At 39.2% G+C, this 21,380-nt stretch carries 21 protein-coding genes; all 21 read left to right on the top strand.

Annotation, left to right across the window (positions count from 1 at the left end; translation table 11 throughout):
• Positions 1–401: 401 nt before the first annotated feature.
• Positions 402–1,619 carry a pyridoxal-phosphate-dependent aminotransferase family protein gene (locus AC4HCY_RS19815; protein ID WP_255226915.1) on the top strand — a complete coding sequence of 406 codons (1,218 nt, stop codon included), beginning with the start codon at positions 402–404 and terminating at the stop codon, positions 1,617–1,619.
• Between the two features lie 19 nt (positions 1,620–1,638).
• Positions 1,639–2,418 (top strand): IclR family transcriptional regulator, encoded by a 780-nt coding sequence (locus tag AC4HCY_RS19810; protein ID WP_255226914.1) that lies wholly within the window; start codon positions 1,639–1,641, stop codon positions 2,416–2,418.
• Between the two features lie 34 nt (positions 2,419–2,452).
• Positions 2,453–3,583: an S-methyl thiohydantoin desulfurase family protein gene (locus tag AC4HCY_RS19805; RefSeq protein ID WP_323433639.1), complete on the top strand. Its 1,131-nt coding sequence runs from the start codon at positions 2,453–2,455 to the stop codon at positions 3,581–3,583.
• 51 nt (positions 3,584–3,634) lie between these two features.
• Positions 3,635–4,708, top strand: coding sequence for an ABC transporter permease (locus AC4HCY_RS19800; RefSeq protein ID WP_323433638.1), 1,074 nt, complete (start codon positions 3,635–3,637; stop codon positions 4,706–4,708).
• Between the two features lie 5 nt (positions 4,709–4,713).
• Complete coding sequence (locus tag AC4HCY_RS19795; RefSeq protein ID WP_491096156.1) at positions 4,714–5,595, top strand: ABC transporter permease; 882 nt, start codon at positions 4,714–4,716, stop codon at positions 5,593–5,595.
• 72 nt (positions 5,596–5,667) lie between these two features.
• A complete protein-coding gene (locus AC4HCY_RS19790) occupies positions 5,668–6,708 on the top strand; it encodes a BMP family protein (protein WP_323433636.1) in 1,041 nt (346 codons plus the stop codon).
• Between the two features lie 127 nt (positions 6,709–6,835).
• A complete protein-coding gene (locus AC4HCY_RS19785; protein WP_323433635.1) occupies positions 6,836–8,389 on the top strand; it encodes an ABC transporter ATP-binding protein in 1,554 nt (517 codons plus the stop codon).
• A 14-nt stretch (positions 8,390–8,403) separates the two neighbouring features.
• Positions 8,404–9,150 (top strand): flavodoxin family protein, encoded by a 747-nt coding sequence (locus AC4HCY_RS19780; protein ID WP_323433634.1) that lies wholly within the window; start codon positions 8,404–8,406, stop codon positions 9,148–9,150.
• 15 nt (positions 9,151–9,165) lie between these two features.
• Complete coding sequence (locus AC4HCY_RS19775; RefSeq protein ID WP_323433633.1) at positions 9,166–9,648, top strand: 4Fe-4S dicluster domain-containing protein; 483 nt, start codon at positions 9,166–9,168, stop codon at positions 9,646–9,648.
• Complete coding sequence (locus tag AC4HCY_RS19770; RefSeq protein WP_323433632.1) at positions 9,649–10,827, top strand: NAD(P)/FAD-dependent oxidoreductase; 1,179 nt, start codon at positions 9,649–9,651, stop codon at positions 10,825–10,827.
• 26 nt (positions 10,828–10,853) lie between these two features.
• A complete protein-coding gene (locus AC4HCY_RS19765) occupies positions 10,854–11,339 on the top strand; it encodes a 4Fe-4S dicluster domain-containing protein (RefSeq protein ID WP_491094974.1) in 486 nt (161 codons plus the stop codon).
• Entirely contained in the window at positions 11,339–13,258 is a 1,920-nt protein-coding gene (locus tag AC4HCY_RS19760; protein WP_323434134.1) for an aldehyde ferredoxin oxidoreductase family protein, read from the top strand. The genes AC4HCY_RS19765 and AC4HCY_RS19760 overlap by 1 nt, the downstream gene beginning before the upstream one ends.
• 24 nt (positions 13,259–13,282) lie before the next feature.
• Positions 13,283–14,434: a pyridoxal phosphate-dependent aminotransferase gene (locus AC4HCY_RS19755; protein ID WP_255226903.1), complete on the top strand. Its 1,152-nt coding sequence runs from the start codon at positions 13,283–13,285 to the stop codon at positions 14,432–14,434.
• 11 nt (positions 14,435–14,445) lie between these two features.
• Entirely contained in the window at positions 14,446–14,703 is a 258-nt protein-coding gene (locus AC4HCY_RS19750) for a ubiquitin family protein (protein ID WP_255226902.1), read from the top strand.
• A 33-nt stretch (positions 14,704–14,736) separates the two neighbouring features.
• Entirely contained in the window at positions 14,737–15,000 is a 264-nt protein-coding gene (locus tag AC4HCY_RS19745; protein ID WP_255226901.1) for a TIGR04076 family protein, read from the top strand.
• Positions 15,001–15,013: 13 nt separating this feature from the next.
• Entirely contained in the window at positions 15,014–15,631 is a 618-nt protein-coding gene (locus AC4HCY_RS19740) for a flavin reductase family protein (RefSeq protein ID WP_323434135.1), read from the top strand.
• Positions 15,632–15,788: 157 nt separating this feature from the next.
• Positions 15,789–16,007, top strand: a complete 219-nt coding sequence (locus tag AC4HCY_RS19735; RefSeq protein WP_323434136.1) for a M17 family peptidase N-terminal domain-containing protein — start codon at positions 15,789–15,791, stop codon at positions 16,005–16,007.
• Positions 16,008–16,161: 154 nt separating this feature from the next.
• Complete coding sequence (locus tag AC4HCY_RS19730) at positions 16,162–16,404, top strand: hypothetical protein (RefSeq protein ID WP_323434137.1); 243 nt, start codon at positions 16,162–16,164, stop codon at positions 16,402–16,404.
• A 256-nt stretch (positions 16,405–16,660) separates the two neighbouring features.
• Positions 16,661–17,371 carry an ABC transporter ATP-binding protein gene (locus tag AC4HCY_RS19725; RefSeq protein ID WP_323434138.1) on the top strand — a complete coding sequence of 237 codons (711 nt, stop codon included), beginning with the start codon at positions 16,661–16,663 and terminating at the stop codon, positions 17,369–17,371.
• Positions 17,371–19,722, top strand: coding sequence for an ABC transporter permease (locus tag AC4HCY_RS19720; RefSeq protein ID WP_491094973.1), 2,352 nt, complete (start codon positions 17,371–17,373; stop codon positions 19,720–19,722). The genes AC4HCY_RS19725 and AC4HCY_RS19720 overlap by 1 nt, the downstream gene beginning before the upstream one ends.
• Before the next feature lie 12 nt (positions 19,723–19,734).
• Positions 19,735–20,970, top strand: a complete 1,236-nt coding sequence (locus tag AC4HCY_RS19715; RefSeq protein WP_491094972.1) for an efflux RND transporter periplasmic adaptor subunit — start codon at positions 19,735–19,737, stop codon at positions 20,968–20,970.
• Positions 20,971–21,380: the final 410 nt, after the last annotated feature.

Genomic DNA, 21,380 nt, shown 5'->3' with positions numbered 1-21,380 from the left:
TAATATATCAACCCATGAAACATAGCGTTACGAATAAGATGTTTCAATGGGGTTGATACAAAACTAATTTTTACGTTTCATTAAGTGAAACGGCGTACCATTATATTAACCTATTCTATTTGAAATCGAAAAATCCTTCAAAATTTTTAAAAAATTTTAAATCTGTTTTTTCTCGTTTATGACATAGGCAATTTCATTAATAAGAAAGTTACCTTCTATCCTGGAGTTGACACGAATAACAAAGTAAGCCTGGATTGTGATTATTCTAACACAAAATTTGTAATATTTAAAAGATTTGTTGTATATAAAAGAAGGATTTAATCGAATAATGACGAATAGAATATATGATTTGGAAACGGCGTTCCATCATACGATACAAATAATACTATGGAGGGAAGCATATGGCGTATATAAACATGAGCTGTGGACAAACATTTCTTTCGTATACTGCTTTAAGGAGAATGGGGCAGCAGGCAAATCAGCCTATTTATTATCCCGCATATTTTGAAACTGAAGAAAAAACGGTAGAGATGTTAAAGAAGATTTATAAGACAGACAATGAAGTGCTCATTATTACTGGTACTGGCACCTATGCAATAGAAATGGGATTAAGGAGCACTTTTGAAGAAGGAGAAGCAGTTCTGGTAATAAATACTGGAATTTTTGGAGCAGTGGCTAAGAGTATACTTGAAATTATCGGTGTTACTCCAGTTGAATTTAAGGTTGAATATGGTAAGGAAGTAGATATTGAAAAGGTAAGGGATATTATTAAAAAGAATAAGAATATTAAGGGCCTTTATGTAGTACATGATGAGACTACAACGGGCGCCATGCAGCCTGTTGAGGAGCTTGGGAAACTTTGTAAAGATTTGGACATCATATTTGCCGTGGATGCAATATCTTCTATAGCAGGAGTAGAACTAGAGACAGACAAGTGGGGTATTGATCTATGCTTCGGCAGTGCACAAAAGTGCATGAATGGACCTCAGGGGATTGCATCTATTGCTATTAGCAATAAGGTATATGAAAAGATAAAGAACAGGAAGACAGAAATAAGCTCTCTTTCTTTAGATCTGGAGACATGGAGAAGGTATCATGAAATCAAGGTAAAGAAATATCATCAGTGGTGGAAAACCGGAGGGGAAGAACCTAAATTTACTGCAAGGGCTCCTCATGAAGTATCTTTGCCGGCAACTTTGGTATGGGGCCTGCAAGGTGCTTTGGAGGATATTTTATCTGAGGGCATGGAAAAAAGAATAAAACGTCATAGCTTTGCAGGAAAAGCAGTAAGAAATGCCATGGATGCACTAGGCCTTGAAAGGGTAACGAAGGATGAAAAGTTAGTTTCAGACGTTGTAACAGTTGTAAGACTGCCTAAAGGTATTTTAGAAAGAGATTTTAGACAGTACATGCTGGAGAAATATTTAGTAGCCTTGGGCAATGGCGAAATAGGGCCTGATAATGTAAGAATAGGCACAATGGGCATATCTGCATCTCCAAAATATATATTGCCAACCATATCTGCACTAGGCAATAGTTTGAAGCATTTTGGTGCAGAGGTTGATACTGGAAAAGCTCTTAAAGAAGCCCATGATGTTCTATGTGCGTTTGAGTTTTAGCCGAAAGGAGGATTATTTTTTGAAAAATGATGATGAAGAAAAAACAACCGTACGCTCATTGGAGAGAGGCGTAACAATCTTAAATTATTTAGCGGAAGATAAAGGGAGGCCTAAGGGCATTACCGAGATTAGCAAGAATATAAATCTTGCAAAGGGTACTGTCCATAGGCTTATAACAACTCTCCAAAAATGTGGCTATGTTGACAAGGATTACGATGAAGACAAATATCATTTAGGTCTTAAGCTTATGGAACTTGGAGGTATAGTAAAAGAGGCTTTGGACATAAGGAAACAGGCGGAGCCAATCCTAAAAAAACTAGGGGAAGCTACTAAGCTTACTGTTCATCTTGCTCTATTAATAGATAGTGAAATTGTATATATCGATAAGGTTGAAAGCCAAACAAGCATTCAAATGGCTTCATATATAGGACAGAGAAGCTATATTCACAGTACCTCTCTAGGGAAAGCTATATGTGCATATTTACCGGAAGAAGAGACAGTAAGACATCTTAATGTTAAAGGTATGCCCAGATTGACGGATCAGACTATTATAACTGTTGAAGATTTTAAAGAACATCTTAAAGAAGTAAGAGCAAAGGGCTATGCCGTTGACGAAAATGAGAATGAAGAATCTATAAGATGTATAGCATCGACGATTTTTGATAATTCAGGTAAACCTATTGGTGCAGTTAGCATTTCTGGAACTGTAATACAGATTACAAGGGATAAAGTAGAAGAGATGTCAATTTACGTAGTAAATGCTGCTAAAGAGATTTCCAAGAGAATGGGATATGTGTAATCGGTTAGAGTTTCATTAGAATTGGAGGATTAGTATGAGAAAATATGTTTTTACAGCTTCTGATATTGAACCTTTGCTTGAGGGTCTGGCAATTGTCGGCACAGGCGGAGGAGGAAGTCCGAAGCTAGGAAAAGCTATATTGGAAAATGAATTTAGTATAAAAAGAGAAATAACACTGATTGACCCGCAGGATGTGCCTGATGATGCCTTTGTTATAAGCGGTGGAATAATGGGCTCAGTTAGTATTCTAGATAGAATGGATACTGGAAAGCTAATCAAAGGATGGGAAAAAAAGTTTGAGCTTATGGAGGCTGCAAAAGCCATGTCTGATTATAAGGGCAAGGAAATTGACTATGTTGTACCTTTTGAGGTAGGGGGATTGAATACACCTGTAATACTATCTCTTGCTGCAAGAATGGGCATTAGTACTATTGACGGTGATTCAGTTGGAAGATCAGCACCAGAGACTCAAATGGCAAGTTTTTTAGGTCATGGTATATCTCTTGTGCCTATGCCTTTAGTAGATACCATGGGAAACACTATAATAGTTTCCGAACAGAACAAGCCAACCTTTGCTGATGAAATAGGAAGATGGATGGTAACAAGAGGCGGAGGTATGGGTGCCAATAGTCACTATCCCATGAGCGGAGCAGAACTGAAAAGATCTGTTATACCGAATACTATAACTGGAGCAATCAAAATAGGCCGATCTTTAATGAAAGCAAGAAAAGAAGGCAACGACCCAATCAGTGCAGTTATAGGACAACTTGGAGGAATAAAGCTATTTCAGGGCAGAGTTGAAAAGCTTCAAGGTGAGGACAAGGGAGGCTTTTATATAACAAATGTAAAGTTAAAGGGAAGTGCCGATTTTGCAGGGAGAGAAGCAAAATTAGTTATAAAGAACGAAACTATGGCGCTTTGGATTGACGGAAAGCTTAGAACGGTATTCCCGGATTTGGTATGTATGTTAGATGAAAAGGATGGAAGCGGTATATTAAGCACAGACATCGAAGATGGAAGAGATATGGTATTAGTAGGACAACCATGTCATGACAGACTAAGAACAGGACTTAAAAATCCCGAAATTGCAGAAGCTTTTGGAGGCTCAAGGTATGGACATCCTGAGATTTCATTTATTCCTATGGAAGAGTTAAGCAAAGCTTAACAAGGATAAATTATGAGTTTATTCGGCAGCAGACTTAAAGGGGTGAGACAGGTGGATAGCAAACCTACCATCAGAAAAGGTAAAGGATCTAATTTTATTCAATGGGTTTTCAAATCAGAATTCAGTATTTCAATTTTATCATTATTGATTTCTCTTGCCATTTTGGCATTGATGTCGCTTATATATGGGGCTGACCCTTTGGCAGTAATAAGCTCTCTATTTCAGGGCGCATTGAGAGGTAAAAGATCAATAGTCTTTACGTTGATGCAAATGGCGCCTCTAATACTTACAGGTTTAGCGGTATATATACCTTATAAAGCAGGCTTTTTCAATATAGGCGGCCAGGGTCAGCTTGAGATAGGAGCCTTAGCTGCAGTATTTGTAACCACTAATATGAAGGGAAGCCCTTTTGTTGTAATAACTGTAGCTTTGTTGGTTTCTATGGCAGTTGGAATAGTAGCGGTTTTGATACCTCTGTTTTTAAAGGTTAAAAGAGGTGCAAATGAAGTTACAACTACTATTATGATGAATTTTACATGTATAAATCTTGTGTACGCACTAGTTACTAGCGTGATGAAAGATCCCAAGGCTTTTTATGGTGCTACAAGGGCCGTTCCGGCCGAATATCAGCTTATGGCATTTCCATCAGCTACAGGGGTACACATAGGTGTATGGCTTGCTGTTTTGATAGCTCTTATAGCAGCATGGCTCATGAAAAATTCCGTTATAGGATTTCAGCTAAAAGCTGTAGGTTATAATCAGCAAGCTGGAAAAACTGCAGGAATTAATGTAGGCAAAATACTTAAAGGCTCAGTTATTGCCGGTGCTGCTTTGGCAGGTCTTGCAGGAGGAATAGAGGTTATGGGTGTTACCTTTAGAGTAGCTGAAGGCTGGGCTTTGCCTTGGGGATTTGCAGGTGTATCTGTTGCATTTTTAGGTGCTAATCCTTTGGGCATTATTCCTGTGGCATTTATACTTGCAATACTTGAGACAGGAGCAAGGTATATGCAGGCCATGACAGGAGTTCCCTCCGCAATGATATCCATTATGCAGGGTATACCCGTAGTGCTTTTTGTGTGTCTTAATTCATGGCTTATGCTTAGAAAATTAAAAGGTAAGAATTGAAAGGTGTGATGATGATGGATGCAAGCTGGGGTATAGATTTTTTACTTGCTACCATAAGGGCAGCCACGCCGCTTATATACTGTGCCTTAGGCGTTTTAATTGCAGAGAGAGTAGGGGTTTCGTACCTTGGAGTTGAAGGTATGATGTTAACCGGTGCTTTAGCTGCAATACTAGGAACAATTTTTGGCGGCGGTATATGGGTAGGAGTGCTAATAACTCTAATAGTAGGAATAATAATGGGGATAATTATAGCTGCAATTACAGTATATCTGCCCACGGACCAAGTAGTAGTGGGAATAGCTTTCAATCTTGCTGCATTGGGTGTAACAAGCTATGTATTTAGACTTGCAGGTAACAGAGCTCAAGAGATGATTCCTATGATGAAACCTCTGATATTCCGATTTTCTCCTTTTGAGGTTATGGCTTTTATACTTGCAGTGTTTATGTGGTGGTTTTTATTTAAAACGGGGCCAGGACTCAAAATGCGCTCAGTTGGTGAAAATGCCCATGCGGCAGATGCTGCAGGTATAGATGTTATAAAAGTAAGGTTTATTACTCTTATTATCGCCTCAGTACTTTCCGCTCTTGGTGGTGCGGCTTTAACAGTTGGATGGGTTAGGGTATTTACCGATAATATAACTCTTGGAAGAGGATTTATTGCCTTAGCAGCTGTTTATTTTGGTAAATGGAATCCGATACTGTCTTCTATTGCGGCTGTAATATTTGGGGCTGGAGAGGCTCTGGCTTTCAGATCTCAGGCATTGGGAAGTTTCTTGAATTCCTATTACTATTTCATGCTTCCCTATGTACTTACATTGCTTGTTGTTGGGCTCACCGGGCAAACAAAAGGTCCGGCTGATGTAGGCAAGCTGTATATAAGGAAGTGAACATTGATAATTAGATATTTATCGGTCTAGATATTTGTATAAAATTTTAAGAAATGAAAAGGGGGATATTAAATGTTAAAAAGAAAAAACTTATTGCTTTTAGTAGTTTTGATTCTTTCACTTTCTATGGTTTTTGCAGGTTGTGGAGGAGATAATAATGCTGCAAAGGAGCCTGAACAGAAGGAAGAGGATACACCTAAGACTGTTAAGGTAGGCGCTATGTTTTCTATACCGGATCCTGAACATGCAGGAGGATGGGACAGAGCTCATTACAAAGGCTTGATGATGTTAAAGGATGAATATGACTGGGAAGTTTCAGTAGCTGAAAATGTTCCTTATCCTAAAATCAGTGAAACTGCATTGAATTACTTAGATAAAGACTATGACATGATAATATATCCTGATAATGGGATGATAGAATCATGGAAAGAATTATCACCTAAATACCCGGATAGATGGATGATGATGACATCAATGGCGGACGAGCTTCCTGATTCACCTAAGGTTGCAGCCTTTGCACCAAATTTTTATGAATATGGAAATATGGTTGGTATAGCAGCGGCAAAAGCAAGCAAGACAGGTACAATAGGTTTACTTGGAGGTTCACCTATTCCAGTTTTGAAATCGTTGTTCAGCGGCATAATAGAAGGGGCAAAATATGTTAATCCCGATGCAGAAGTCATAGTATTTTGGGCTGGAGATTGGATGGATACTGCAAAACATAGAGAAATGACACTCTTAGAGATACAAAAGGGAGCAGATGTAATCTTCACTGTTACAGGACCTGCTGCAAAGGGTGTATATGAAGCTGCAGAATCTAAGGATGCAAAAGTAATAGGATACTGTTGGGATCTTTATGAAGACAATCCTAAGGCGATAATGACAAGTCTCATGCTCGACACTCCTATGATGTATAGAGAAGTTGCAGAGAACTATACAAATGGAACTCTTGAAAAGAAAATATATGACTTAGGTTCAAAGTACTTCAAATTTGCAGATTTTAGGGGCAGCGTACCGGCAGAGGTAGAAAAAGATATAATGGAGATTACTGGAAAATTCAGAAATGGCGAAATCGAGATTCCTGTTAACATTCACGAAGAAATTATGAAATAGCAAGAGTTGTAATATTGCCAATTACATGCAGATGACTACAGATCTTAAGAAGAAGGATTATATCTTGATGCCAAGAGATTTGTAGTCTCTCTTGTATCCGGCAAAATACTTAGCTGGAGGTGAGTTTATGACTGATGATGCAATATTGGCACCAGAAATTTTAATGGAAAATATAACAAAGAGTTTTGGAAATGTACATGCACTTCAAAATGTGTGTTTTCATTTAAGAACAGGAGAAATTAGAGCTTTAGTAGGAGAGAACGGAGCGGGGAAAAGTACACTGATGAATATTCTGTATGGCATGTACAGTCAAGATAGCGGTGTAATAACAATAGGTGAAGAGAAAGTACAGGATAGATGGTGTCCTAATGCGGCGATAGCTAAAGGCATAGGTATGATACATCAACATTTTTCTCTGATTTATAGCCATACAGTCTTGGAGAATATAGTTATGCCCACGCTTAAATGGAGTGATTTTAAGCCGGATTGGAAGAAATATGAGGAAAAAATTGAAGGATTGTTGTCTGAATACCACTTTGATGTAAGGTTAAAAGATAGAGTGGAGAATCTTTCCATAGGTGAAAGACAACAGGTGGAAATACTAAAAGCCTTATATCAAGGGGCAAGGGTGCTAATCCTTGATGAACCTACGGGCGTACTTACACCTCAACAAGCAGAGGCGCTTCTTGGATTCCTTGTAGATTTAAGAAGCAAGGGGTTTTCTGTAGTATTAGTCACCCATAAACTAAATGAGGCTATGCAGATTAGTGATAAGATTACTGTGCTAAGAGGCGGAAAACATATAAGCACTGTACAAACCGATAGCACAACAATACCTGAGATTGCGAGAATGATGGTAGATAGACAAATGTCTGCCCCTGTGCAAAGATGCTTAGATGTGAAGTGTTCCAAAAATGTTTTGGAATTAAAGAATGTATCCGTAGAAAATGAAAATAAAAAGGTTGTTGTAGACAATATAAGTTATACCATAGGTCAGGGCGAAATAGTAGGAATTGCTGGAGTAGCCGGAAATGGCCAAGTGGAGATGGCTGAAGCTCTGATGGGCTTGAGAGATCTTAAAGAAGGCAGTATACTGCTTGATGGAGCTGATATCAAAGGCTGGAGTGTCGAGAAAAGGCGTAGTGAAGGAATAGGCTATATACCGGAAGACAGGCATGAAAATGGGATGATAGGAGAAATGTCCATAGCTGAGAATTTAATTCTTGATTGTATGAAGAGAGAGCCTTTTTCTAAGAAGGGAGTAATACAACACAAGAATATAAAGGATAATGCTGAAAAAGCAATAGTAGACTTCAATGTAAAGACGGAAAATAGCTCCACACCCATAAAAAATTTATCTGGAGGTAACCAGCAAAAGGTAATCCTTGCAAGGACTCTTATGGAAACACCAAAGGTTATAGTTGCCTGCCAGCCTACAAGAGGATTGGATTTTAGTGCCACTGAATATCTTAGAAAAAAGCTGGTAGAAAGTGCTGAAAAAAATGTAGGAGTATTGCTCATATCCAGCGACCTTGATGAACTTTTTGAATTGTCGGATAGAATAATAGTTTTATACCGCGGTAAAATTATGGGAAATGTAAAAAGAAATGAAGTTGACCTTCAAACACTTGGTCTTATGATGACAGGTTGTGGAGAAGATAAAATCAGTGAAAATAAATAGTCGGAGGTTATATTGTGAAACAGCTTAATGTACTTGGAATTTGTGGAAGCACGAGAAAGGGTAACAGTGAATATTTATTGGATCAAGCTATTCAATCTGCTCATGAAGCTGCTCCTGATGTAGTAAGCTGTACAAGCTATTCGGTAAGAGGAAAAAAGTTTGGACCTTGTGTTGCTTGCGGTAAATGTGGTGAAAATTCAGGAGAATGTATAATTAAAGATGATTTTCAGCAGTTAAGAGATCTTTGGATAGATGCAGATGTAATTATATATTCGGTACCGGTTTATCATATGGGAATGCCGGGACAGTTGAAATGCTTTATTGATAGGTTGGGCAATTCCACATTCGGTAGATACAAGGGGCTTTATGAGTCAGGCTTTGAAAAGCTGCCGAAGCTGTTGAAAGTTGTGGGCAGCATTGCTCAAGGTGTGCACATTTGCTCCGGTCAAGAGCATACATTAACAGAGCTTATAAACCATGCTCTTCTAATGCAATGTATTCCTGTAACTGGGGATATGTGGCAGTCATATATCGGAGGAGGCGGCTGGACATCTAATGATGTGGATAGAAACGCACTGAAAAAACAATTAGAAGCCAATCAATACGATGCTCAAGTTGCCGTACAATCATCTAAAGATGTAGGTCGCAGGGCGGTAGAGATTGCACTTATGTTGAGAAATGGAGCAGCGGCAATGGAGAATGAGCTTAAGAAAGATGCTTCTTATAAACCGTTTCTAGATAGGGTAGGAGATCATAGTTGAGTGGAGGTTTAGACAGTGCTTACGGTTAGAGTTGATGAATCAAAGTGTACTGGATGCGGTCTTTGCAAAGCAGTCTGTTCTGTAAGTCATGGAAAGCATTCAGATAAAAAGCTAATCTCAGATCTTCCTAAAGCTTTGTTATTTATAGAACCGGAAGCGGAGGGGAGTAGCATCAGTATATGCAGACACTGCGAAAATCCTGTCTGTGTAAATGCTTGTGTTGCTCAAGCGTTGAAAGCTGATATAGATAAGGGAGCAGTAATTGTAAACAAAGATAAATGTGTAGGATGCTGGAGCTGTATTATGGAATGTCCCTTTGGCGCTTTGAGAATTAATAATACTGCCTTTAAGTGTGATGGCTGCAGCGACTGGGACAAACCATTGTGTGCCAGTTTTTGCCCTACAGGAGCATTGACTGCGCAGAGAAGTCCTATAGGCATGACTTCAAGCAGGAGAAGAGAGAAGACAATTATTTCTGGCTATAAAGGGGTGAAGTAGATGAAAAGATATATCATCTTAGGTGGTAGTATAGCAGGACTTACTGCAGCAAGAGCTATTCGTTCTATAGATAAAGATGGAGAAATAACTATCATTTCCGCAGAAGAATTTCTTCCGTATTCTAAGGTGTTGCTTACCCACTATATAGCCGGACATGTTAATGAGGAAAATTTATATATTACCGATGAACAAGAGTTAAGACATTTAAACGTCAATATGGTATTGGATACAATGGCAAATGACATAGATATGGATAACAATGAGGTGATTTTAGATAATGGAGTTAAGTTGAAATTTGATGCTTTACTCCTTGCCACTGGAGGAAATCCTGTAATTCCAAAAGATAGAATACAAGTAGGCTGTGCTGCCACAGGACTTCGTACTCTTAAGGAAGCACGAAGAATCAAACAAACAGCCAATAACAAAGGCAATATTATTATAACCGGTGGCGGCCTTGTAGGAATTAAGCTTATTTGTGCTTTATATGAGGCAGGCTGTACCGGAGAAATGGTTATTAAATCAAACTATATATTGTCCAAAATAGCAGACGAAGAGGCGGCAATAAGGATAATGAATCATTTGCGTTCAAAGGGATTAAGCATAAAAACCGGTATGGATATTAAAAGAATAGAAACAAATGGAGATAAAATCACTGTTTTATTAGATAACGGACAGCAAAAGGAATATGCTATGGCTGTTTATTGCAAAGGTGTTAGACCATGCACCGACTTTATTAACTGTATGGACTCTAAAAAAGAAGTCTTGAAGGTTAATGAATATATGATGACCCAAATGCCAGGAGTTTACGCTGCCGGTGATGTGGCAAGTACCTATGAGATAACAACAAACAGTTTCAAAAATGTAGCTATCTGGCCTCATGCAGTGGAGCAGGGCAAGATTGCAGGTCTCAATATGGCAGGGGAAAAGATTAGATATAGAGGTTCTCTTTCGAGAAATGCTTTGGAAATTTTAGGACTTCCATTTGTAGCGATAGGTACAACCAATTTTAGTGGTACTGAAGGAAATTTTGATTGCGATGTTAAAGCAACTAAGGATTCCTATAAAAAATTTATATATAAAAAGGGTAAACTGGCAGGAGTTATACTTTTAGGTGATGTTTTGGAGGCAGGAGAACTTCAGGCAATGATTAGAGAGAATAATAACTATTTATGTGAATAATCAACATGAATAGAGGAGGTAGAAAAATGCATGGAAAGTTAATAACTATTGATCCACAAAAGTGTATAGGCTGCAAGCAATGCGCAATGAACTGTTCTTATAAACATGAAGGAGTGTATTCTAAAAGCATGGCAAGGATAAAGTTTGTAAGCTTTGAAGAAATATGCCTGACAGTTCCTGTAACTTGTGCCTATTGTGAGGATCCGGTTTGCGAAAAAGTTTGCCCTACGGGTGCAATGACTAGAGATCCGAAAACCGGTTTTGCAAAGGTTGTTGAAGAATTATGTATAGGTTGCAAAGAGTGTGCCAATGCGTGCCCAATAGGAGCAATAGATATGCATCCGGCGAAAAAGGTTCCATTAAGATGTGACCTTTGTGGCGGCGACCCTCAGTGTGTAGAATACTGTCCGGGAAAGGCTCTTAAATATGAGGATATAAGTGTAGCTATGAAGGATAAAAGAAGGAAAAGGGTTATGGGGATTATAACGGACCAATATGGGGAGGTGCTATAATGCGTAAAATTGCAGGTGATATTTTACATGTTGACCTTACAACCGGCAAAATTTGGAGGGAACCTATAAACAAAGAACGACTACTTAAGTATATAGGTTGTAGAGGTATAAATACAGAATTATTATGGAAGCATGTAAAACCTAATACAGATCCTTTGGGACCTGATAATGTAATAATATTTGGTACCGGACTTTTGACAGGTACCGCATCTCCAAGTTCAGGCCGAACAACAGTTACATGTTTGAGTCCCGCTACTAATTTTTATCTCAAGACTAATGGCGGCGGTTATTGGGGAGGAGAACTCAAATACGCCGGTTATGGACATGTAGTGGTTCATGGAAAAGCTGACAAACCCGTTTACATATGGATTGATGATGATAATGTTGAAATAAGGGATGCTTCTAAGTATTGGGGAATGGATGTAAGGACATTGGACAAATCCATTAAGAAAGATATTGGAGATGAAGAGGTACAAGTAGCATCCATTGGACCTGCCGGTGAGAATTTGGTGAGATTTGCATCCGTAATGTTTTCCATATATAATGCAGCAGGCCGTGGAGGCGCTGGAGCGGTAATGGGGTCAAAAAATCTTAAGGCAATAGTTGTTAGGGGTAGTGGTTCAATATCCCCGGCAAATCCAAAACTTTTCCATGAAAGAGTAAAAGAAGCCAAGGAAAGTTTGAAAAGCGACTCAGGTTATGAAGGCATGGGTCTTTACGGTACATCAGGAAGCTTGTATGGTATAAATGAACTTAAAGTTTTTCCATCCTACAATTTCCAAAGAAGTGCTGCTGATGATATAACACCATATACAGGACAGAATTTTACTAATGGTGGATATTTAAAGAGAAAAGTTGGCTGCTACAGCTGTATAATTGGCTGTCATAGATATAGTACTGCAGATAAAGGAGCCTTTGTCGGAGCTTATACTGGTGGCCCCGAGTATGAGACTATGAGTGCCTGCGGTTCGGGATGCGGAATTTCGGATACCAATGCTGTAATAAAAATGAATGAGCTTATAGATATTTATGGTATGGATACTATTTCAGCCGGATCAGTAATACAGTGGGCAATGGAATGCTACCAAAGAGGAGTAATTGACATTGATGATCTGGATGGCCTGGATCTAAGATGGGGCAATGCAGAAGCAGCTGTAGAAATGATAAGAAAGGTTGCCTTTAGAGAAGGATTTGGTGATATATTGGCAGAAGGGGTCAAGATAGCATCGGAGAAGATTGGAGGAGACTCATATAAATGGGCTGTCCATGGGAAGGGACTGGAACAGTCAAGAGTGGATACAAGATCTGCTAAAGCCTATGCACTTGCCTTTGCAGTAAATCCTAGAGGTGCAGACCACCTTCATACAGAGACCTTTGCTGAATTTGGAATGGGCCCTGATGCAAGAGAAGTAATAAAGAAGATAACAGGAGATGAAGACCTGGCAAGTCCATATTTGACAGAAAAAAGAGCCGAAATTGTGAGATGGCATGAGGATTGTTATGCTGCAACCGATTGTCTGGGTTTTTGTTCTTTCACTTCTACAGCACTCTATGGTATAACTCCTGAGATTATGGCAGGGCTATTCTCAGCCGCTATAGGAGTAGATGTAAGCGAAGAGGAGCTTATGAAAACAGGGCGCAGAATAGTAACTTTGGAAAAATGCTTTAATGTAAGGCAAGGGGCTACAAGAAAAGATGACACATTGCCTTGGAGGCTTATGAACGAGCCTACTCCTGACAGGCCGGATGCAGATGATGCCGTGAACAGTCAAGAAGAGCTCGATGGCATGCTTGACAAGTATTATACACTTCATGGATGGGACAAAGAGACAAGCTGGCCTACGGAAGAAGTACTCAGGATGTTAGACCTTGATTATGTGGCAGAGGAACTGAAAGAAATGAATATAGCTATTAAATAGTAAAATAGACTGGAGGTAATGATAATGCCTAAGATGGCGCAGATGGTAGTAAATCAGAAAAGATCAGGTATTAGAGAAATAGTAGAATTATCGCAGGGTATAGAAGGAGTATACCATATGGAAATAGGTGAGCCCCTGTTTCAAACTCCTATGAATATTATTGAAGCAGGCTGCAATGCTTTAAAAGAAGGGTACACCAAATATACTCCTAATGCAGGCTTCATGCCTCTAAGAAAGGCAATTAGCGACAGGCTGAATAATGATTATAAATTAGCTTTGAAACCTGAGAATACAGTGGTAACTACTGGAGGAGTTCAGGCTATAGCTAATGCAGTAAGGGTTTTGACGGAAATTGGAGATGAAGTTTTGCTTCCAGATCCGGGATGGCCTAATTACGAGAACATAATAATGAGTACAGGAGCTGTACCTGTAAGGTATACACTTACACCAGAAAATGGGTTTTTACCTTCCTTTGAGGAATTAAAGAAGCTGATAACACCAAAGACAAAGGTTTTGATTGTAAATACTCCATCCAATCCTTTGGGAGTTATTTTCCCTGAGAAAACAATGAAAGAGATTGTATCCTTTGTAAAGGAAAATGATTTATTCCTGATATCTGATGAGGTATATGAAAAGATTGTTTTTAAGGGTAAACATGTTAGTGCATTGAATTATGATACTGACGACAGGGTAGTGGCAATATATACCATGTCCAAAAGCTATGCTATGACTGGTTGGAGGGTAGGATATGCTGTGGCATCAGAGGATATTATTGCTCAAATGACCAAAATGCAGGAAGCTTACGTATCCTGCACTCCTGCAGTTTCACAAAAGGCAGCTGAAGCAGCACTTACAGGTCCACAGGACTTTATTGAGTCTGCCAAAGAATCTTATCTAAAGAATAGAGATATTGCAGCTTCTATTCTCAATGAATATGGTATAGACTATTTTATGCCTGAAGGTGCCTTCTACATGTGGATAAATGCAAAATGCGAAGATTCTACAGGGTTTGCAAAGGAGCTTCTACTCCAGAGGAAAGTTGCTGTTGCATCAGGAAGGACTTTCGGACCTTCGGGGAAAAGCTTTATAAGGATTTCCCTGGCATCACCGGAGGAAACTGTAAAGAATGGCGTAAGACTTCTTGCTGAATATATTAAAGAAAAAAATTTATTGTAGAGGTTTTTTCTATGATTCAAGTCACAGTAAAAATCGGAGGCGGATTATGCGGGATAAATAAGCACGAATTTTTTTACCACGAAGTACAGAAAAATACATCAGTGGAAGAATTTCTAACAATTCTGTCCGAGCATGTAGGAGATGATGTATTAAAACCTACTGTGATTGTGGTTTTAAATGGAGTTAAGCTTTCTCAAAGAGAGATAAGAGAGCGTAAATTAGAAGATAGAGATATGATATCGTTATTTGGTGCCTTGGTGGGGGGCTAACCCCACTCAATCTATTTTTAAGGAGAAATGAACATGAAAGAAAAGAAGGTTATAGCAAAAGTCATAGAGGTACGAGGAAAGGGCTGTGACTTGGGCATAAAACTTGGAGATGAGTATGTTATTGACATAAATAAAAGCGAATTTTGTGGATGGGCTTATAATGCTTTGTTTCCTTATGCCTTCTCGTTGAAGTTTGGAGGAACCTTCCCATGGGAACCGGAAGGCAATACAACTTGTGTAGCATGTCCCGATCCATATAATACTGTAGTTTTCAAATTAATTGCTTTGGATGAATAGAAGGTGTGTAAATATGAAGAAGGAAATGAATGAGAGTGAACTTTTCAATAGCGTTTTCTTATTGCAGCCCAGCCGTCCCATACTCTGCACTACGAAAAATGATGACGGTACAGATCATATAGCACCTTTTAGCTGGATAAACCCAGTGTCTCATAAGCCTCCAAGGGTAGCTCTGGCATTGATGAATAAGCCCAAAAAGCAAAGAAGCCTCGAGAACATAGAACGAACAGGTGAATTCGGAGTAAATATTCCTGATATGTCTATGGCTGAAAAGATGGTTGGTTGCTCTTATTCAACTAAGTTTGGGGAAAATAAATTTGACCGTTCCGGTTTTACTAGATTGCCATCTGTTATTATAAAGGCTCCATGTATAGAAGAGGGCATGTCAAGCTTGGAATGTAAAGTACTCAATATGATGGATGCAGGGGACCACACTTTGATTATTGCCGATATAGTTTATGCAAAATATAATGAAGATGCATACAGTCCAAATCTTCTCATAAACACTAGCAAGTTTAGACCAATTATTCATGTTCAGAACTTCAATCTAGAAAAATCCCAACTTCATATTTTTCTTTCTAACCACAGCACTGAGATCATAGAAGTGTCATATCCATGTAAAGAAAAATAGGGAAATTAAATTGTGATTTAGATAAGCACGCCAGGATGGTAGACTTAGGGGGAAACTATAAAAATACCGTTTGGAAAGGATTTGGAGCTTATGTCTTCAATACCCGAAGAGATTCAGACCATAGTAAATACTGGGATAAAAGCCGGGCTGTTCAAAGGTGAAAGCGAATAATAGATCCGTATTTATAACCTTCTCTAAGGCATTTACAACCTGCAAGGATTTAAAAGGAAAGACTATAAGAGTTATATTAGATAATGCCGAAGCCTTTACAAATAACTATGAGGTTGTGGAAAAAGCATGTGAGGCAGCATTACTGACTAATTATGAATTCAATGATTATAAATCGGATGTGAAAGTAAGAAAGAAGAAAAAGTAGAATTTGAAGCTTCCTTCCATAAATTTGACGAAGCTTTAGCAGAAGTCAAAATCTGTGCTGAGAGCACAACGGTAGGCAGCGATTTGATCAACCAGCCGCCTATGTTTATGACACCTGCCAAATTGGCGGAGGAAGCAAAGAATATGGAGAAGGAATGCAATGTGGAGGTTCTGATGCCATAAGAGAACAAAAAGTAGATAAAGTAATAGATACAGCTACCTTAACAGGAGCAGTTATTACAGCTTTGGGGAATAAAACTGCAGGCAAGGAATTGAGATATCTATTAAACTCCAGCATAGCAGATATAAGAAATAGTGCACAAGGCGGCAGCACTGCACTATACTGGGCGGACTATTCATACAGGAATTTGCCGAGGATAAGCCCCGGCTTCATATAGATATTGCCGGTACCAACTAGGCTTACGAGGATTTGCCTTATCGCAGAAAAGGCGGTGTAGGTTTTGGGACCAGCCTGCTGTATAATATGATAAAACTAATAAGTTGATAATAGAATGGAGCATTGGGGACGTTTCTTTTTGATTTTGGAAGCAAAAAGAAATGTCCCCAATGCTTCTATTTGGTTGTATTCCCAACGCTTTTGAAGTAAAATATTATTAACAAATAATGTAAACCTCTTGGAAGGAGGGGCGGATGATGGAAAAAGCCTTGCAGATAAAGGTGGAAAACCTGAGCAAGAGCTATCAGATGGGCGAAGTGGAGGTCAAGGCTTTAGACGAGGTAAGCTTTGGGGTATATGAAGGGGAGTTTGTAGTCATATTAGGGCCCAGCGGATCCGGGAAAAGCACTCTCCTCAACATAATCGGAGGCATGGACTCTCCCAGCCTGGGAAGGGTCATAGTCGCAAATGAAGAAATAACAAAGTATAACGATGCCAAGCTTACGGCTTACCGCAGGAATAAGGTGGGCTTTGTTTTTCAATTCTATAATCTCATGGCAAACCTTACAGCCAGAGAAAACGTGGAGCTGGCCACTGAAATTTGCAAAGATGCAATGGACATTGATGAAGTAATAAAAGAAGTGGATCTTTTGGACAGAAAGGATCATTTTCCCTCCCAGATGAGCGGCGGAGAGCAGCAAAGGGTTGCTATTGCCAGGGCTGTTGCCAAGAACCCGTTGCTTATCCTTTGCGACGAGCCTACTGGTGCTTTAGATTTTAAGACAGGTATACTTATCCTTTCATTATTGCATAAAATAAATCGTAATCTGAATAAAACAGTAGTGGTTATTACCCACAATATGGCTGTAGGAGATATGGGGGATAGGGTTATCAAGATGAGAAGCGGCAAGATTACTGAGATTAAGGAAAATCCGGAGCCCATACCGCCTGAAAGGATTGAATGGTAATGAAAAAGCTGGATGTAAGGCTTCTGCGAATGATAAAGAATTCAAAGGGTCAGTTTATCTCTGTGGTTGTTATTGTAGTTGTTGCGCTGAGCATCTTTATTTCGTTCAGCACCACTACAGTGAACATCAATAATGCAATAGATTTTTATTATGAGGAAACAAAATTCAGCCACATACATGTGCAGCTTATGAAAATACCAGAAGGGGCCATACAGGATATAAAGAATATAGAGGGCGTGACCGAGGTTCAGGGGAGAGTAGTTTTCGACGTACCTTTGAAAACTGAAAACAAAGATGAAAAGGTCAGGGTCAGAATAATTTCAATGCCTCATGGCGGTGGAAGCGTCAACAGATTGTATTCAGATAAAGGAGTCTTGGGCGAAGCGCAAGGGTATAATGTCATCTTGCTCCAGCAGTTTGCCCAGGCAAGGAGTATAAAACAGGGAGATATTATAGAACCATACATAAACGGCAGAACTCAGACCATGAAGGTTTCGGATATTGCAGCGAGCTCCGAATTTGTCTATTTGATGGAGAATGAACAGGCACTGCTGCCTGCCCCTGAAAAATTCGGGATCGTTTATGTTGATGAAGAACTAGCTCAGTCCCTTTATGGATACAGTGGAAGCTATAATGAGCTGCTTATCAGGATAGAGAATGAAGAAAAGATTGATAATATAGTAGATATATTGGAAAAGAAGCTCGAGAAATACGGTGTACAAAAAATTGTAAAGAGAGAGGATCAGTTGAGCAATAAGGTTCTTACTGAAAAGCTGAGAGGCATTGAACAGATGTCCAAGATAATTCCTGTGATGTTTCTTGCGGTCGCAGGCATTATTATATCTATAACGCTTTCCCGAATTGTAAGCAACGACAGAATATCCATAGGAGTGCTAAAAGCCTTGGGTTACGGCAATATGAATGTGCTTTTTCATTATCTCAAATATTCTCTGGCTATAGGATTCACAGGTTCTGTTTTGGGGATTATATTGGGGCTTTTTTTAGCAAAGCTTTTAACTGAATTGTTTATCCTATTCTTTAATATACCCTTGATAAAGATAGAAATTCAATACATATATATGCTGTATTCCATGATTCTCACAAGCATATTCTGTATCATATCAGGCTTCTTGGGAGCGAGACATGTTCTTGGAATTATGCCGGCTGATTCAATGCATCCGGAGGCTCCGAAGGCAGGTAAGCACATATGGCTTGAGGGAATAGGCTTCATCTGGCGAAGACTGTCCTTCAGCTGGAAAATGGTCATAAGAAATATATTGAGAGCAAAGAGACGATTTATACTTTTGGTTTTGGGTTTGGCTCTGGCTTATGCCATAAACACTGTGCCTTTATATATGTTAGGCAGCATGACATCCATGTTTTACATGCAGTACGGCGAGTATCAAAAGATGGATTATGTTATAGAGCTGTCTCGGCCTATGAACGAAAATGTCATAAAGGATATGCATCATTTAATGGACAACGCCAAGCTTGAACCCAGGCTGGAGTATCCCTTTGAGCTGAAAAATGCATGGAGGAAGAAAGCTGTAGCAGTTATTGGAGTTCCAAAGGATGCGGAATTCTATGAATTCAGAGATGAAAACAATAATAGGGTGGTCCTGCCGCAAAAGGGCATATTTCTTACAGAAGCCTTGGCAAAGCTGTTGAATGTAAAAAAAGGAGACTATGTGACTGTTAATAATTTTATCCCCGGCAAGGATGATGTAAGATTAGAGGTGAAAGGCATTGTAAAGCAATATATGGGAGTAAACGCCTATATGAACATAGAACATATGAGGGAGACTTTGACGGAAAAGAACATGATTACCGGTGTATCGGCAGCATCAAAGGATGATTTGAAAGAAAAGCTGGAGGATGCAAAAAATATATCTTCTGTCAGGTCAATAAGAGATATAATGGATTCTTTTACTGAATATCTGGATACAATGGTTGTAGCTATAAATTTATATACGCTTTTCGGTGGCATTTTAGGTTTTGCCCTTATCTATAACTCTACCATAATCAGTATTGCTGAAAGGCGTATGGAATTAGCATCGCTGCGTGTAATGGGCTTTGACAAAAAAGATATATTCTGGATGCTTGCCAAGGAAAACTTTACAATGGCTGTAATCGCAATTATATTGGGAATTCCCTTGGGTATGAGGATGATAAACGGCATGGGAGAATCCTTCAATTCCGAAATAATAACTTTCCCTACCATAATAGAGCCCAAGATATTTATAATTGCCGCAATATCTACTATGATATTTGTGCTGATTGCCCAATTGGCTACCTTAAAGAAGATCATAAATCTCAATTTCATTGATGCGCTGAAAAGCCGCATATCGTAAGGAGGGAAATATATGAGAGGCAAGAAGAAGCTTATATGGATGGGACTTATAATAATAATCATATCGGCAGCAGCCTACTTTGCTTTATCCGGGGGTAAAGCGGTTTCAGTGAATCTGGCTAAGGTCCAAAGAGGAAATATACAGGAATATATTGAAGAGAAAGCATCGGTGGAATTGAAAAACAAGGCTGATATCTATGGCCTGCAAAGCGGGGTTGTGACCCTTGAAGCAGTGGACGTAGGAGATAGAGTAAAGACGGGAGACGTACTGCTCAAAATACAGGATGAAGAGCTGCTCCTCAATATAAAAGCGTTGGAGCTGCAAAAGCAGGCTGCCGAGGCAAAGCTGGAAGAGGCAAGAAAAGGCATAAGCCAATGGGATTTGCAGAAGCTGGAGGCTCAAGAGAAAGCGGCTCAGATTGCCTATGAAGAGGCGAAGCGAGTGGCGGAAAATAACAGAAAGCTTTATGAAGCCGGAGGCATAAGCAAAGACATATATGATAGCTCAGTTGCCGCTTTGGCTTCTGCAGAAGCCAGCCTGGAAGTCATTAAAAGCAGCTTGGCAGCAGCTCAGGAAGGATTTTCGCCCAATATAGAGAAGCAATTTAAGGCTCAGATAGATGAAATACAGATCCAGATAAACCATCTTAAAAGCAAGCAGAAGGATTATATAGTAAAATCTCCTATAGACGGCATAGTGATGCTGGCGGAAGCCCCCCAGGGAAGTGTCGTTCCCCAGGGGAAGCTGATATTCCAGATAGGGAATTATGATGATATGTTTTTGACTAGCGATATTTTAGTAGATGATATAGCCAATGTGAGGGAAGGCTCCGAAGTGCTGATCAGCAATAAGGATCTGGGCATCTCTGATGTGAAGGGCGCTGTAAGAAAGATATATCCCCGGGCCTTCAGCAAAATGTCCGATCTGGGCATAGCTCAAAAAAGGATAAAGGCGGAGATAAGCTTTGGTGAAACAGTAGATAATTTAAAGCCCGGCTATGATATGGATATAAAGATAGTTACCGCAAGCTCGCAAAACACGCTTATTGTAAATGAGAAAGCAGTGTTTGAACATGAGGGCAAAAGCTATGTTTTCATAAACCACGATGGTGCGGCCAGGATGATACAGATCGACAAGGGCCTGGAAAGCGATGATGAGATTGAGGTATTGAAAGGCTTGAATGAAGGGCAGGAAGTTATCCTCTCGCCGGATGAGAACATAGAAGAAGGGACCATAATAAAAAGCTGATAAAATAGCTATAGCGTCTTGATAAGGCACTATAGCTATTTTATTTTCAAATCCTTATTGGTAAACAAGGCATGCACAAGTTTAGCTTTTTTTGGAGCCAAAAGTATAAAAGAGCATAGAGTTGTCTTTTTATGCAATAAAAAAGGTGTTTTAAGTGAAATGTATTGTTAATTGAAAATGCAAATAATAGAATTATTTGTAATAAGAGTTATATTAAGATAAAAATTTATCAAAAAAGGATAAGTCAAAAATCTTTAGCTCTTTTCCCTCAATAATATAGCAATAATTTTGATATCTTATAAAACCATGTTGAAATTTCTTATTCACAAAGGATGAGCTTATTCATCCTTTTTTCTTAACTGTTACAACCTTTCTTGATAAGGAGGCGGATACCGGTGAAGATAACTCCT

It is taken from the genome of Lutispora sp. QWL-02 (genome assembly GCF_058315355.1).
The sequence above is the reverse complement of the archived record's forward strand: the minus strand, read 5'-3'. Positions and strand labels throughout refer to the sequence as shown.